Origin of the sequence: Sphingomonas sp. RIT328 (genome assembly GCF_000632225.1) — a bacterium.
In the GTDB taxonomy this organism is placed as follows: domain Bacteria; phylum Pseudomonadota; class Alphaproteobacteria; order Sphingomonadales; family Sphingomonadaceae; genus Sphingomonas; species Sphingomonas kyungheensis.
Window position 1 is genome coordinate 1 of sequence record NZ_JFYV01000004.1, and the last position, 14,992, is coordinate 14,992.

Sequence of the window (14,992 nt, forward strand, 5' to 3'; positions counted from 1 at the left end):
AGCCCTTCCCATTCCCCCGGCCCAGTTCGCCACTCGGCAGAAGCCGATGGCTGTGCAGCCATCGCCTTCGGCTCACAGGAAAAAGGAAGGAATAGAGACCATGAACCCGATCAACGATCTGCCCGCGTCCGGCTATTCCCAGCAGGCCGCTGCCATCGCCAGTGCGCTTGTCCAGCACCCCTCCGCGGCTAGCCATCGCCTCATGCTGTGGCTCGCCCTCGATGCGCTTGAAGATCCCGTCCGCGACCACGAGGAGGGTTTCGACAAGGCGCAGATGATTGCGCTGCTCCTCACCGACCTCGCGCGTGCCGCCTGATCCGCCCGAAGCCGTCTGGAACCACCCACCCGCGCGCATGCGGCCGACGCCGTGCGCCCGACAAGGATCACCGCCATGTCCTACGCCCATCTCGCCACCAGCTTCCGCCGCAACGCGCGCCAGATCACCGCGCGCGAGCCCCTCTCCGACGATCAGCTCCAGCGCGTCGTACCCTCGATCTTCGCGGCGGACGCCCACGCCAGCCGCTCTGCCCGCTACGTCTACGTGCCGACGATCGACATCGTCCGCGGCCTGCGCGCCGAGGGCTGGCATCCGTTCTTCGCCGTTCAGGCGCAGCCGCGCGACGGCTCACGGACCGGCCATGCCAAGCACATGCTTCGCCTGCGTCGCCCCGATCATATCAGCGAGCGCGAGGCGCCCGAAGTCGTCATCGTCAACAGCCACGATGGCACCACCTCCTACCAGATGTTCGCCGCATCATCCGCTTCGTCTGCACCAACTCGCTCATCGCCGGTGATCGGTTCGAGGAGGTCCGCGTCCACCACAAGGGCGACGTCCGCGACGAGATCATCGAGGGCGTCTATACCGTCGCAAACGACTTCCCGCGGCTCGTCGACGCTTCGCGCGAGATGGCCGCGGTGCAACTCACCCGCGACGAACAGCGCGTGTTCGCAGAGGCTGCACTGGTGGCGCGCTACGGCGAGGAGGAGCCTCCCGTCACCCCCGAACAGGTGCTCAGGGCGCGCCGCGCGGCCGATGTCGACGCCAGCCTGTGGGCGACGTTCAACGTCGCGCAGGAGAACATCGTCCGCGGCGGCCTGCTCGGCACGCGCCGGCGCGAGGACGGCACGATCGCGCGGCGCCGTACCCGCCCGATCGGCGGCATCGACCAGAATGTCGCGGTCAATCGTGCCCTCTGGACGCTCGCCGAGGGAATGAAGAAGCTCAAGGCGGCATGAGCGCGTGTCGGTGCCGCGGCCCTGCCGGCCGCGGCATCCCGTTGCGGCCGGTCGAACGAAGGGAGAGCTACGTGCAGAACATTGCGGAATTTCGCCTCATCGGTCGCGTCGGTCGCATCGACGTGCGCGAGAAGGTCGCACACGTCGATGTCGCAAGTGACTACCACCGCAGGAGCGCCACCGGCTGGCTGCAGGACACTCATTGGAACCGCGTCACGCTGTTCGGCCGCCTGGTGCGGCGCGCCGCGCAGCTCATCAAGGGCGACATCATCCATGTCACCGGACGCGTCCGGCAGAACGGCTACGAGCGCGACGGCGGGCGTATCCCTTCCGTCGAACTGATCGCCGCACGCTTCGCCTGTCTCGGTCGAACTGCCGAGGCCGTGCCGCGGCCCGCACGATCCGCCAATGATGATGAGCCCTGCCTTGCCGCGCTTAGTGCCGCGCTCGTCGGCTACGGCTATCTCGTGGATGAATTCGAGCATCAGCGCGATCCCGCCGCTCTCGAGACGCATGGCCGGCTCATCGAGAAGCAGGCCGCCGCGGTGCGTGCGCTGCTCGAACGGACGCTCGCCAGCCCCGCACTCATCGCCGCCTTTCATACGGCAGGCTATACCGGCGACTATCTTCGCGGATGCCCGTGGTCGCCCGAGCTGGCCGATGCCGTCTATGACGTTCGCCACCGTCGCGGAGAATATCACGATGGTGTGGCGAATGATTAAACGAGTCATACAAAATATCAATATAGATAGACGCTACGGGTAATTTTACGCCTATAATGTAGATAGAGGTGAGCTGTGATCCCGGTCGTTTTCATCTTCACATGGTTCATTACCGGCGTTGTCGTCATCCCGATAACGGCGATATTCTTCTCGTTCCGTCGCGCATGCCTCTATGCGTTGATCTGGGCGCTTCCGTTCTCACTGCAACCTATGGTGCACGAGATGGGGCAAGTCGAGACGCCATGGCACCACCACAAAGCGAACTCGGAAAAGCTTGGCGGGTAATTAGACGCAGGCGTGCGTGGGGCGCATCACTGCGCCGCGGCGCAGCGCCTCGTTCATCCGCGACTGCCATCCCGCGCCCGAGGCGCGCCACCGCGCCAGCACGTCCCGATCGACGCGCAGCGTCACCGATTTCCTCATCGATCCCGCCGGCCTTCCGCCCCTGTTCCGCACCAGTGCCGCCGCAGCTGCCCTCGGCACACCTCGCCCTGTGGCCGCGCGCGCCGTCGTCTCCTCCATTCACTCCGGATTGTCGTCATAGCCGGCAGGGGGCAGACCCTTACTCGTCGCCATAGCGCCGCATCTTTTTCTCATGTGCCCAGCAGAAGCTGATGATCCTTATGGCGTCGCCATCCATCGTGAACACCACGCAATACCCCCGCCCCCCGATCCCGCCAGCGTCAACGGCAATCATGATGACGACGACGCCGAGCGGAGGGACGAGGCGGCGTGACGAAGGGGCGGTGGGCGGCAAACGCCACTGGCCTATTCCTAGCGGCAAACATGGCAGGCAATGGGCGGCATGAAGGTCGGCGTCCTCGTCTCGCTCCGCATGTGGCGAGGACGAAAGGAAGGCTGCGCCTGCGCCCGTGATGATTCCTAACATTGCTGACGCAGCGATCGCCGAGTGTGCACCCAGCCGGTCGGCGATTAAGCGAGTTAAAGCGCTGCCGCTTACCATGACAGACACTACCGACCTGAACGTTTTCTATGACAGAAATCAAGGGGAATTCCTGACCATTAGTTAACGCAAAGTTACGAAGATCAAGGTAGCTATCGTATATTGCATAAAGGATATGCGAGCCATGTTATGTGAAATTGATGCTGTGGCCGGCCAATCTATTGGAGCAGCACGGCAGATGATGATCGAAGCGCTCTGGATTCTCGATCAGTCGCCCTCGGCCGCGGTACAGTTGGCTGCCGTTCACCTATGTCAGGCGATCGATCTGATGGATGTCGACGCCCTCTAGCGCCGTGCCGGCGCATCGCGCCTCGTGCTCACGGTAGGCGTCCTTGCGCGAAGAACAACCCACCTTTCCGTTCGGCGGGGTGCGGCGCGGGGAAAGCAGGCACGGTCTTGTCGTCCGCAGCGTCTCTGCCGCTGGCTCGCGTGCGTCGATCCGGCGTTAGCGCGCTCTGCTTTCTGCGTATCCGCGGTGAGCCTCGCATCGCTTACACGACCACACGCCGCCTCCGGAACGTCGAGTAGGTGCCGGCGGGGTGGCATGTCGGCTCGCGCCGACGTTGCTTGTCAGGATCCTCTTTCTCGAATCCCTAGTCCGGCACCGGCGCGCGAGCCGTACCAACATTGGCGTACTCAATTTGCCGCGACACTCCAAGTCAGATATACTGAGGATATCCTATCCATATCGAATGGCGATCCAGCGCCGATCGACAGGCGGGGAAATCCATAGGCTCGGATATGGAGATAGAAAGGATATCGATTTACGAGCCAGGCGATATCGACATATTTAGCGATAGGCAGTAGCTAGCCCATCGAATGGCAATCGATCGGAGGCCGGAAGGCTAGAATATCGATAGCCTATGGAAATCCGATGGATATCCGCGGTATCAGACAGGAGGCACAGGTGGCGGTGATTGCAATTGGAAATCCGAAAGGGGGGGCTGGCAAGACGACGCTTGCACTTGTCCTGGCAGACACCCTTTCAACCAATGGAGCGAGCGTCACGGTGATAGATGCGGATCCGAATGCGATCATCGAGCGGTGGGCTACCAAGAGGCAGGAAGCCGGTCGTGCGCTGCCTTATCGGGTAATCCCGCGGCCTACCGAATCCGAGCTGATTGCCACGATCGAGCGCGTGTCCAAAGACGATGACTTTGTGATCATCGACCTGGAAGGGTCCGCCTCTCGAATGACTTCGCGCGCACTGGCACGATCGCACATGGTCCTCATCCCGTTCAATCTGTCTCCGATCGATGCCGAGTTGGCGGCCCAGGCCGTCAGAGCGGTCCGGGAAGAGGAAGAGGCGCTGCAACGCCGCATTCCGTTCAGGCTGGTTCGTAGCCGAACGAACGCGGCGATAGCGACGAAGACGGCCAAGCGCATCGTCGAAGCAATCAGCGCGGCCGAGCTGCCGTTGCTCAGCGCGTCGCTTGTCGAGCGCGCCGCGTATCGAGACATATTCGAATTCGGGCTGTTGCTCACCGAACTTGATGGCGCCGCCACCTCCGGCGTCCAGAATGCCGTGATCAATGCAGCGGATCTCGCGCAATCTGTCGTGGGTGCCTTACGTGAGGAGTATCCAGAGTGACCAATTTCGGTTTTGGCAAGGGAGATGGAAAGCCGTCCGAAGATGCACCGGCATCCAGAAAGCTCGACTTGGGCGGTATGCCAAAAGGCTCGGTTGAGAATGATCCGATGCGTGAGCGAGAAGCCATGGATCGAGCGGAAGCCGTCGGTTTCATAAACCGGGGACAGGGCAGGGGGGTCACCCGCCGAACTCGCGTTGCGCAGCCCACCGCATCCGTCTTTGTAAAGGGCCCGGAGGAACTGATCGAGTGGTTTATCGCCTATACCGACGCGCAGGGACATCAGGCCTATTGGAAGTCGATCGAGGATTTACGCGACTTGGTCGAAGGTGAAAAGCGCAAGTCCCGGTGACAACGTCGCGCTAGCATCCGCCCGCGATCGCATCCGTCCGCATCAATACACCACACCCATCCTGATCAGGAGGTGCCAGCAGCTCGCATAGCTGAACTCGCAAATCGAGTCCCTATGCGGACGCCGGCGACTGACGATGATACGCAGGTCTTCGGCGCTCAGCGTCCAACACCGGATCAGCGCGGCTTCGCCTCGGCAAGGCGAGGAGGTCGGCGTGTTGCACCTCGGTCGGAACGGAACGACGCGGCACTTGGTGTCACGCCTTTGCGGGAGCTGTCCAACCGATCCGTGCCTAGGTATCGATCAGCGTCGAGTGGGCGACCCCGGGGTCGCGGCAGACCGCTCGTGCCGCTTGACACAGGCTGGATCTCCTAGCTTCTCCTCTTCGTCGCTATCCCCTTAATCGCTTCCGGCTTTGATCGAGACGCCGACCCGAATAGCGTACGCTGCGGAGGGATACAGCGCGATATGGTTTCCGCGCATCCGAAGCGTGCAGATAGCCTGCGGCTCTTCGAGGTGCTCGACTGCAAACCAGTGGCGAACGCGCCTGCGTCAGGCCGCAACGCCTGACTCAAGCAATGCCAAGTGCGCTGCGACTGCCTTGCCGCCGTGCCGTGCAATGGCTGCGGCGATGGCCCTGGCGTCGGCCTTGTCGATCGCCGCAATCTTCACCCGTTCGAGCGCGGCGAGGAGGGTGGGGCGACCGGCATCGCGCGCGGCAAGCTCGGCGGCTTTCGCACGCTCATCCAGCGCAGCCAGCTCCGCCGCGAGCGCTTCGCGACGCGCCTTGATTGCGGTCAGCTGGTCGGCTTTCGATGGGCGGGCCATTGCATCACTCCGTTATAGTGGCGAGACATGGGCCGGGGCGGGGGTTGATGACCGATCCCGGAGACCTGTCGATCAGCCCCAGCTGCGACCGCCATACCATTGTAGAGCGATTGGCGGAAAAGGACGTGACGCCATCACGTTGCCGCACGTGCGGCCTGCTGAAAGGTGCGAACCAATCGCTCGCAAGCAACTCTCCGATCAGCGTGTTTCTGGCAAGGAAACCGTTGTTTGAGGTTTGGGGAAGGTTGTCTATAATGGAGAGAAGAGAGGTATGGGAGTCATATCGCTACATCGCCCTCCGAAAGCTCCCATAGCAAGACCGATCAGCCGGAACGGCGGACAAGCCGCACCACTCCCTCAGGCGGCGATCGTCGCTGCAACGTCGCGTGAGCGACAAGCTGATAACGGTGGTGAGCTGAATAGCCGTCCCTTGTCACTCCGTCGGCGACCGCACATTCACTATCGCGATCTCAAGATCGACACCTGCAAGGGCGCGATCCGTCGTGTACACGTCGGCCTCGAGATCGATCGCCAAGGCTAGGCACGCTCGATCACCCAAAGACAAGCCCAAAGCCTTAGTCATGGGGCGGATGTCACCGATGATGAGCGCCTGCACAGGAGAGAGCGGGCGAACATCGAGGTGAAGACCGCCCAGGACTTCGCGTACCTCGTTTTGTGGCAGGCCCCGTTCTCGCAGTTTGGATACGACCTCCGCAAGGTTCACCGTTCCGATGACGCAGTGACCCAGAACGTCGATTACCCGGTCGGCACCAGCTTCGTCGTTCAGGAGACAGAGAAGGGCAGAGGCGTCGAGTACAACCTTGCTACTCACGCTCTGCCTCCGCGCGGCGGTCCTCGATCAGCTCGTCTGCCAACTGATCCCCTTCAGGTACATAACGACGAACAATGGCCCGTGCTCGCTCGATAGCCCTTGAAACCGATCGGACTCTCAGCTCGCCATCATGCACATCGACAAGCACGGTGTCACCCGTGCTGATGCCGAGGTTGCGCCGCATCGATGCCGGTATGACCAGCTTTCCACCATCCACGATCTTTACGCGCTGTGCATCCATATGCACCATTCCCTTTTCTGCTACCAGACAAGGCCTATCATACCTTAACACTGCATAATGCACAGAGATTCGCCTTGTCCATATCGCCGCTATTTATGACTCACGTGCGTTCACCAAGGCTGCTCTAGCCATTTAGGGACCGATAGGTTGGCTAGGCTAAGCAGTATCGCTCAAGCATCTTTGTAGCCACCAACGAGAACTGTGGCTAAGTGAGGTATACCGATACGAGCCGAGGAACGATGATGGGACAGCCGAACACGATCGTTCAAGCCGCGCGGGTATATCTGCGGGTGAGCACCGACGAGCAGGATCTTGCGCGGCAGGAGTCGATCGTTGCTGGCGCGAGGGCGGCGGGCTTCTATGTCGCGGCGGTTTATCGCGAGAAAGCGTCGGGCGCCCGGTCAGACCGACCCGAGCTCCTGCGCATGGTCGAGGACCTGCAACCAGGTGAGGTTGTCGTGGCCGAGAAGATCGACCGGATCAGCCGATTGCCGCTGCCCGAGGCGGAGCTGCTCGTCGCGACGATCCGGGGGAAGGGTGCACGCCTCGCTGTGCCCGGCATCGTCGATCTGTCCGATCTTGTCGCCGACAGCGCGGGTGTGGCGAGGATCGTGCTTGAGGCGGTGCAGGACATGCTGTTGCGCGTGGCCTTGCAGACCGCCCGCGATGACTATGAAACTCGGCGCGAGCGGCAGCGCGAGGGCATCGAGATCGCGAAACGGGCCGGGCGGTATACCGGCCGCAAGCCCGACCTGGCGCATCACCGCCGCATCATCGGGCTGCGAGAGGCAGGCATGAGCATCGCGCGAACGGCGGAACTGGCCGGATGCAGCATCGCCCAAGTCAAGCGCGTCACTGCGCTTCACCGTGCCAGGATGATAGCGCGACCGATCGACGCAACGGTCGAAGAAGATGAGGCCGCCGCATCTGCTGGGCCATCGGGGTAAGGAATGCATCAAGTTAATCGAGAGGCGGCCGCGGATGTGGTCTGCAATACACGGAATTTAAATAATCGGTCCCGCTTCGACAAGCTCGCTGCCAACTTTCTCTCTGGTCTGGCCGTCGCTACCGCAGTCGCACTCTGACTATGGCGAGCGTTGGTAAGTAAAGGTAGATCATAGCCAAAGACGAAGAAATGTTCGGCCCATACCTGATGCTTGTAGGTTCCGATCGCTATGACGGTCTTGAGCAAGGTGGCCCGGAATTCGGAGTCGTCGTTTACTGCTGGCTCGACGACGAAATTACCGCCTATGACTGATATGTCGCCTTCTTCGGCAACCAGGAGCCAGCGAGGAAGCCTGCCCAAAAACCATACATTCTACGCTGCGCCTCGACATCACTGTCGGTCAGCCGCTTATCAGGTGATTGAGTCCGGACTCTAGCCCCATACGCCCGATCGAAGTGACAGTCTTCGACCCATGCATAGGCATCGTTGCACGACCGCTCACAATCTGCCCTGCAGGATTATAGCCGGGAAGCCTGCCGCCAGATCGCCAAAGCCGATGCTGTTTCGTCCGAACGCCCTGAGAGGCGTGGTGCCTTATAAGGGTTTCTCTACTCAAACTCCTGAAGTTTCATGGCAGGCGTTATCTCCGCGCTATGAAACACATCTTCCGTCAGTATCGTACCTCCTGCATTCATCTTCGACATGACCTGGACCAATCCGTCCGCTGCTGACGCCATGCCCACCTGTAGTGTTAGTCTGGGTAGTATTGGTCACTATTTTCACGCTGGTCCGGTTCGATGCGGAATCGTAGGCATAGTTGCTAGTCACCCCATCGCTCGGTCCGCCCTTCCTTGCCACGGCTGACAAGCGGCCCATCCCATCATATTGATAAGAGATCGTTTCACCGATTGCGGATGTTGGTGCCACACTCAAGCCGATCAACAAGGTTGCGTTCAATATAGCTTTCATCGCCTACCCCAGCCAAGAAACGAAGCGCAGAGCGCCAGCAGAGTTTCCAGCCAATATGATGATGATATTGCACAGTTAGGCAAGATAAATCATGCAAAAGCTGATATTAACCATCTAAATGGCTCACCAATCTAAGAACTTATATTTTGTGCAACAAGTAGTAATCTATTTGCGAATCACCACGGCTAGCAGTTAGGATCAAATGATAGATTCGGGATGGATAAAATGAGCAAAGGTGATTGCACTAACCGTCGGCCATATCGCCTTTTTCGGCTGGCACTTGCTATATCTACGGCCCTAGGCTCGGCTCATTTTCTTCCAGCTACTGCACAAGTAGCGGCCCCACCCCCTGAAAGCCAGACGGTGGACAAAAACAGAGTTGACCTTTTTGCGGGCAAACTATCAATTGCAACAGCATCTATATCGATGGGTCAGGCGCCCACCGGGCTATCATTGTTGTTCTTCCTAAGCCCAGGCGGACAGGGGTGGGCCGATAACGTCACCTCTTATATAGACAAGAGCGCTAACGGCATCACGACCGTCGTCCTAGATGGCAAATCTATTACATTTTCGTACAATGATGGGACATTCATCTCGAGAAAAGCGGATGGTAGTTCGCTTACCTTCTCAGATGGTATATACACATTTACAGGGCGTGACGGACTAGTGGCACATTTTAGTGCCGCAATAACTGAACCATCCCCTTACTACGGGAATCAAGGATACGCCACGGATATACATTACCCAACGGGGCACACACTGACTTATTCCTATGACGTAGATGGAATATATAGCAGAATAGCTAGTGTATCCAGTAATCTCGGATATAAGATAGCTTTTCATTACTACGATGACCGGCCGTTTTCCACTAGTGGTTTCAATTGGTTTATCAAGACGCAAGCCGATTTGACGAACGTCGCGACGGGGCGCGCTGTCTCTCTGCAGCTCTCCACTGGTCACGTAGCTGTTCCAGGGGTCGACTTTGGTTACACCGTAACCGATGCCATTGGGAGGCAAACTCAATATCTCGGTAGCGCCTCGCGAATTACTGGGATTGCCAAGCCTGAAAGCACCGCGGCAGATATCGAGCTATCGTATGATGTCAACGGGCAAGTCAGTACGGTTAAAGACGCCCTGGGTACGACGACATATTCATACTCAGACGGAAATGACTACCGCACAACGACCGTAACCGACCCTCTAAATCATAAGAGTACCTATAGGTTTTCGTTGGCCTCCCAATTGCCTGTTGAAATCGTAGATGCTTACGGCAATAAGACGAGCTACGATTATGACGATCTTGGCAGACTGAAGAAGGTTACCTTCCCAGAAGGGAATGCAATAAGCTATGATTATGACAATCGTGGCAATGTATACCAAGTAAAACGATTTGCAAAACCGGCATCCGGCTTGCCGGAAATTATCGAATCTGCAGGTTTTACCGAAGACTGTAGTTCATCAGCATCATGCAACAAGCCTATCTGGCTAAAGGACTCCGCCGGAAATCGAACGGATATTAGCTATGATGCTTCGACCGGGGCGGTCCTTTCCGTGCAAGCTCCTTTGGTGGGATCGGACACAAATAGACCCACGCGTGTCAATACGTACACCTATATCAACGGGGTCCAGTTTTTACAGGCTTCATCGATGTGTGCAGATTCTGCGTCGTGTGACGGTACCGCAAAACAGACGAAAACTTCATTTACATACAATGAACATGGTTTACCGGCTAGTATATCAAACGAGGCGGGAGATGGATCTTTAGCATCTAACGTTTTAATGAGCTACGATGATGTTGGGAACGTCATCAGCATTGATGGGCCACTCGCTGGAGCCGCGGATACAAGTGTATTTAGGTATAACGCAGACAGAGAGGTGGTTGGCTCAATAACGCCCGATCCGGATGGGACGGGGCCTGCGAAGCAGGCGGCGGTTCGAACCACGTATGACTCTCGGGGGCGGGTGACACGATCGGAAGTCGGTGTTGTCGCGGGCACCGATGATACATCATGGACGGCATTTGCTGCTCAGCAGCAAACGTCAACGAGCTATGACAATGCTGACAGACCTGTCGTCAGTACACTTAGTGGAGGCGATCTAAGCGAGACAACATCATACAGTTATGATCACCAGCGGCTGGACAGTCAAACAACCCTTATAGGTGGAGGCGATCCAGATCGCATTATAAAATACTCCTATGATGATAATGACCGCTTGGTTAAAAAGACGGAGGCGTATGGGTCGACGGCTCAGGCTGATACGTTTACAACATCGTTTACGGCAAATGGCAAGCCGTCTGCAGTAACGGATGCAAATGGAAATGTGACCAGCTACTCGTATGACGGGTTTGATCGGCTGCTAACGACAACCTATCCTGGCGGCACTTATGAACTTTTGGGCTATGACAGTAACAGCAACGTTACTAGCCGGCGGCTACGTGATGGGCAAACCGTTGCCTACCAATATGACGCTCTCAATCGACGCGTCTACGATGATAATCCCGGCGCAAACATTACGGAGGCAGATGTAAGCTACACATACGATAATTTTGGCCGGCTTTTGTCCGCAATTGATCAAAACGGCTGGTCAGTCAATACCGAGTATGATGCGCTCGGTCGTCCAGTTCGTGAATACAGCAATATATCGAGTACCGCTTTGCAGTATGACTCTGGTGGCCATCTAATTCGACAAACCTGGGGCGATGGTTTTTTTGTTACGTACGAATATGACGCTGCTGGTAAAACGACTGTAATCCGCGAGAACGGAAGCCTTGCTTTAGCCGAATTTCTCTATGATGATTTAGGTCGCCGGACAACGCTCACTCGTGGCAATGGAACGGTGACCAGCTATAATTATGATGCTATGTCACGACTACTTACCCTTAGCCATGACCTTGCGGGTAGTGCTTGGGACCAGACGTATGCTTTTACGTATAACGGTGCCGGGCAGATCGCAACACGCTCGGGCAGCAACGATAGTTATGGGTGGAAAGACGCAACCAATGTAAGCCGTGACTATGCGGTAAATGCTTTAAATCAATATACTAAAGCCGGAGACGTAAGCTTCGGCTATGACGAGCGTGGCAACCTGGTAAGCTCAGGTAGTTCGACATATCAATATAACTCGCGCAATCATCTCGTTTCCGACGGTAACGGCCAGTCGTTCTATCGCAATCCTGTAGGGCAATTGGCCCAGACTCCGGGGATAAAATATGATTGGGTGAACGGTCAACTGGCGCAGGAGTCTGGCGATAGCATTCAGCGCCGCTATGTCTACGGCCCCAACCCGGACGAGGTGCTGGTCTGGTATGAGGGAGCCGGCACGAGTGACCGGCGCTATCTCCATACCGATGAGCGTAACAGCGTGGTGGCGGTCAGCAACGATGCCGGCAACGCGATCGCTATCAACAGCTACGACGAATACGGCATTCCAGGCACCAACAATCAGGGCCGCTTCCAATACACCGGCCAAGCTTGGATGCCTGAGCTCGGCATGTACGATTATAAGGCGCGCATGTACTCGCCGACGCTCGGCCGTTTTATGCAGACCGATCCCATTGGATACGATGATGGCACGAACTGGTATAACTACGTCGGCAGCGATCCAATCAACGCAACCGATCCAAGCGGGACGCTTCTTGTATGGGCCTGCGTAGCCGGTAATTGTGGATATACTGATGATGGTAGGGGTTTTGGTCTCTCCCCCGGTGATTTACGCGGCTTGAATCCGGGTTTCGCGCCTAATGATCGTGAGAAGGATAATTCATCTGGCGCATCTAATCCTGCATCTAAGGATGATGGCTTAACATGTAAGGGAAGGGCGACGTTTTCAGCAGTGGGTCCTTATCCTCAAGCTTCAGGTGATTCCGCTTTTGCTCCGGGCGTCAAGCCTGCTAATCGAACCGTCGCCATTGCAGGAGCACAGACATTTGGATTTGGCCGTAGGGCGCTTCGCCAAGGCGCGGCAGCGAGTATCCGTATCTCACCTGAGGGTCTAGACGACGTCCTCAGCGCCACAGGTGGACCAAAGCCACCATACACGGTGAGTGACTACGGCGACGCAAATATTCGAAACGCTCCCGGAACACGCTTTGATATTTACCGGTTTGCGACGAAGGAAGGCGCCCTTGCTTTCGGAAAGCGAACGGTGCCGTATACGGTTAAAGTTCCAGCAGGTGGCCATTGCCCGCCTGGTGCATCTGCGAAATAGGAGGAGATATGTTTATTGACGTACCTACTACCACTGAGGCGGGTGTAATCCGCTTAACCTCAGCCCGTTCCAATTGTGAAATCGTTCGCAATGTAACGGATGATGAGCTTGGCGATATAATTGAAGGTCGATGTGGCGAAAAAGCTGTATTTATAACTCGGGCACTTAAAAACATTCGGGTTGATCGCATTTCACCGTGCCGTGCTGTGATGACCGTATTCGCCGTGAATAAGCCAAAGCTACTTCTACTTGATAACTGCAGTGCAAAACTAAATATAAAAAACGTTGGTGATATTTGGTTAAAAAACCTCACCCATCGTTATCATGTCTCTGCCTCTCAGGTGGAGTATGTCTCATTCGAAATGGTCAGGCGGCAGGTGGGTTGCTATAAAGTTACTGTCACATTCGATGCTGACGCGAAGGCAGGTAAAGTAAATGCTTATATGCAAAGGTCTGGCAAATATTGCCTTGACAAATCATGATCGGTTAGCCGATGCGCTCCGGTTTGGGCATGATTGAGCGGATCAATTAATCCTCTACGCTGGAATGCGTTGGGATCATGCTATCCGCGAAGGGCATCGGCATCGGGTCAGGCCATAGCGGATCGATGAAGATGCGTGAACCACCTCAAGTCTTCGCCCACAACTCCGCCGCGTCGACCTTCCCTTGGTCGCTAAGCCTAAATCCCTACACGTGTTCGCAGCAGCGCCGGACGAATGTAAACCCCCACCTTACCGACATAAAGCATCGGCTGGGCGTGGCCCGGGGCCTTCTCAAACCACAAAAACACACACAAGGCCTATCATTCAGCATAATCCACGGGCATGGAGCCAGTTCAGTTGATCCGTGGCACCGGCGATCGACGCTTCTGTCGTCAGGGTAATCTCGCCAAGGCGCTGAAACACTGCGTCGGCTTGCGCGTGCATCAGCACCGTCAGGCCTAGGGCGTAGTCGTAGCTTTCAGCGTGCGAGGCCTTAAAACACCGGCGTGTCGCGCTCGTCACGGACCCGACGCGCTCCGCCAAGCACATATCGATAATCTCGCGGGCATGATCCTGAACGGGGGTCAGCGGCTGCCCTTTCCAAGTTTCGCTGCCAGCCCAACGATGCACATTAGCAAGCGGGTGATCTGGTAATCCATCGAACCGATCCACGGTTATTTAGAAGGCCGAGTCGCAGGGCTGACCGGGTGGCTTCGACCATCCTTCCAACGACTTTTGAAGATCTGTTCTCACAAGGGTCTTGCCTGCTTGAACGTCTCAGCCTCAAGACACATAGGCAAAGCACTGGCTGCGACGGTAGTCGGTAGCGCCTCGCCATCATTGTGACGATATGGCGAGGCGCTTTTCACAGACCGCCGTAAAGGTCCCGCTGACACCTCCGATCACCGCTGCCCGACTCTACCAGTCTCTTAGAGTATACCGTAATCGTACGCTCTGGGTAAACAGCTTTGCCGTTCAACCAGGGTCCATCTCGGTGAGATTGAACACAACGCGGCGAGGGTCAAGAAGCTGGCCGAACAGTTGAGGCTCATATGGCGCTTTTCGGCTACGCACGCGTGTCCACCATCGATCAGGATGTGAGCATCCAGGAAGCGGCTCTGCGCAACGCCGGATGCCAGACAATAAGATCGGAGAAGAAGTCTGGATCGGAGCAGAGAGGGCGGACCGAGCTGCAGACGCTCCTCGACTTCCTACGGCAGGGCGACACGCTGGTCGTCACGCGCATCGATCGGTTGGCGCGATCGATGAAAGACCTGCAGGACATCGTTCATGAGCTGAGGGGCAGGGGGATCACGCTCAAGGCAACTGAGCAGCCAATCGACACCGCTACGGCTGCAGGGAAGGTCTTCCTAGACATGCTTGGTGTCTTTGCAGAGTTCGAGACCAACCTTCGCCGCGAGCGGCAGGCGGAAGGGATCGAGGCGGCTAAGGCGCGTGGCGTCTACAAGGGCGGCAAAGCGCGCATTAATCCCGATACCGTACAAGCCCTCATCGCTGAAGGCGTAAGACCGTCGGAGATCCCTCGCCAGCTTGGGATTTCTCAAGGCACCGTCTACCGCTTCGTTGGGGAAAAGGTGCAGCCACCGATCGAGCTGTAGCGG

Annotated in this window: 14 protein-coding genes and 1 pseudogene; 10 read left to right on the plus strand and 5 right to left on the minus strand. The window is 57.3% G+C overall.

Going from position 1 to position 14,992, the window contains the following annotated elements; genetic code table 11:
• The 4 genes and pseudogenes from BW41_RS03110 to BW41_RS03125 all read left to right on the plus strand — a co-directional run.
• Positions 1 to 316: hypothetical protein (locus tag BW41_RS03110; RefSeq protein ID WP_235199484.1), on the plus strand; the 316-nt coding region annotated here is incomplete at its 5' end.
• A 75-nt stretch (positions 317 to 391) separates the two neighbouring features.
• Positions 392 to 1,236, plus strand: a pseudogene (locus tag BW41_RS03115) (DUF932 domain-containing protein).
• A gap of 41 nt (positions 1,237 to 1,277) precedes the next feature.
• Positions 1,278 to 1,958, plus strand: coding sequence for a single-stranded DNA-binding protein (locus BW41_RS20300; RefSeq protein ID WP_235199486.1), 681 nt, complete (start codon positions 1,278 to 1,280; stop codon positions 1,956 to 1,958).
• Between the two features lie 75 nt (positions 1,959 to 2,033).
• Complete coding sequence (locus BW41_RS03125) at positions 2,034 to 2,243, plus strand: hypothetical protein (RefSeq protein ID WP_037531370.1); 210 nt, start codon at positions 2,034 to 2,036, stop codon at positions 2,241 to 2,243.
• Here the strand turns inward: BW41_RS03125 and BW41_RS20305 are convergent, their stop codons facing one another.
• Positions 2,244 to 2,480, minus strand: coding sequence for a BrnA antitoxin family protein (locus BW41_RS20305; RefSeq protein WP_037531371.1), 237 nt, complete (start codon positions 2,478 to 2,480; stop codon positions 2,244 to 2,246).
• 1,316 nt (positions 2,481 to 3,796) lie between these two features.
• On the opposite strand from BW41_RS20305, the gene BW41_RS03135 reads away from it, so the two are divergent.
• Entirely contained in the window at positions 3,797 to 4,513 is a 717-nt protein-coding gene (locus BW41_RS03135; protein ID WP_051583214.1) for a ParA family protein, read from the plus strand.
• Complete coding sequence (locus tag BW41_RS20800; RefSeq protein ID WP_152542081.1) at positions 4,510 to 4,863, plus strand: hypothetical protein; 354 nt, start codon at positions 4,510 to 4,512, stop codon at positions 4,861 to 4,863. Before BW41_RS03135 ends, BW41_RS20800 begins: the two co-directional genes overlap by 4 nt.
• A gap of 552 nt (positions 4,864 to 5,415) precedes the next feature.
• On the opposite strand, the gene BW41_RS03145 is transcribed toward BW41_RS20800, so the two are convergent.
• The 3 genes from BW41_RS03145 to BW41_RS03155 all read right to left on the minus strand — a co-directional run bounded on the left by BW41_RS03145 (position 5,416) and on the right by BW41_RS03155 (position 6,764).
• Positions 5,416 to 5,691, minus strand: a complete 276-nt coding sequence (locus tag BW41_RS03145; protein WP_037531376.1) for a hypothetical protein — start codon at positions 5,689 to 5,691, stop codon at positions 5,416 to 5,418.
• 433 nt (positions 5,692 to 6,124) lie between these two features.
• Positions 6,125 to 6,523: a type II toxin-antitoxin system VapC family toxin gene (locus BW41_RS03150; protein ID WP_037531378.1), complete on the minus strand. Its 399-nt coding sequence runs from the start codon at positions 6,521 to 6,523 to the stop codon at positions 6,125 to 6,127.
• Positions 6,516 to 6,764 (minus strand): AbrB/MazE/SpoVT family DNA-binding domain-containing protein, encoded by a 249-nt coding sequence (locus BW41_RS03155; RefSeq protein ID WP_037531511.1) that lies wholly within the window; start codon positions 6,762 to 6,764, stop codon positions 6,516 to 6,518. Before BW41_RS03155 ends, BW41_RS03150 begins: the two co-directional genes overlap by 8 nt.
• Positions 6,765 to 7,006: 242 nt before the next feature.
• On the opposite strand from BW41_RS03155, the gene BW41_RS03160 reads away from it, so the two are divergent.
• From BW41_RS03160 to BW41_RS20820, 3 genes are all read left to right on the plus strand, one after another.
• Positions 7,007 to 7,711 (plus strand): recombinase family protein, encoded by a 705-nt coding sequence (locus BW41_RS03160; protein WP_051583215.1) that lies wholly within the window; start codon positions 7,007 to 7,009, stop codon positions 7,709 to 7,711.
• Between the two features lie 1,874 nt (positions 7,712 to 9,585).
• Positions 9,586 to 12,888 carry an RHS repeat domain-containing protein gene (locus BW41_RS20815; protein ID WP_161773110.1) on the plus strand — a complete coding sequence of 1,101 codons (3,303 nt, stop codon included), beginning with the start codon at positions 9,586 to 9,588 and terminating at the stop codon, positions 12,886 to 12,888.
• Between the two features lie 8 nt (positions 12,889 to 12,896).
• Positions 12,897 to 13,370 carry a hypothetical protein gene (locus BW41_RS20820; protein ID WP_152542086.1) on the plus strand — a complete coding sequence of 158 codons (474 nt, stop codon included), beginning with the start codon at positions 12,897 to 12,899 and terminating at the stop codon, positions 13,368 to 13,370.
• A 324-nt stretch (positions 13,371 to 13,694) separates the two neighbouring features.
• On the opposite strand, the gene BW41_RS20825 is transcribed toward BW41_RS20820, so the two are convergent.
• Positions 13,695 to 14,042 carry a hypothetical protein gene (locus BW41_RS20825; RefSeq protein WP_152542088.1) on the minus strand — a complete coding sequence of 116 codons (348 nt, stop codon included), beginning with the start codon at positions 14,040 to 14,042 and terminating at the stop codon, positions 13,695 to 13,697.
• A 380-nt stretch (positions 14,043 to 14,422) separates the two neighbouring features.
• Here BW41_RS20825 and BW41_RS03175 point away from each other — a divergent pair, with 380 nt between their 5' ends.
• Entirely contained in the window at positions 14,423 to 14,989 is a 567-nt protein-coding gene (locus tag BW41_RS03175) for a recombinase family protein (RefSeq protein ID WP_037531382.1), read from the plus strand.
• Positions 14,990 to 14,992: the final 3 nt, after the last annotated feature.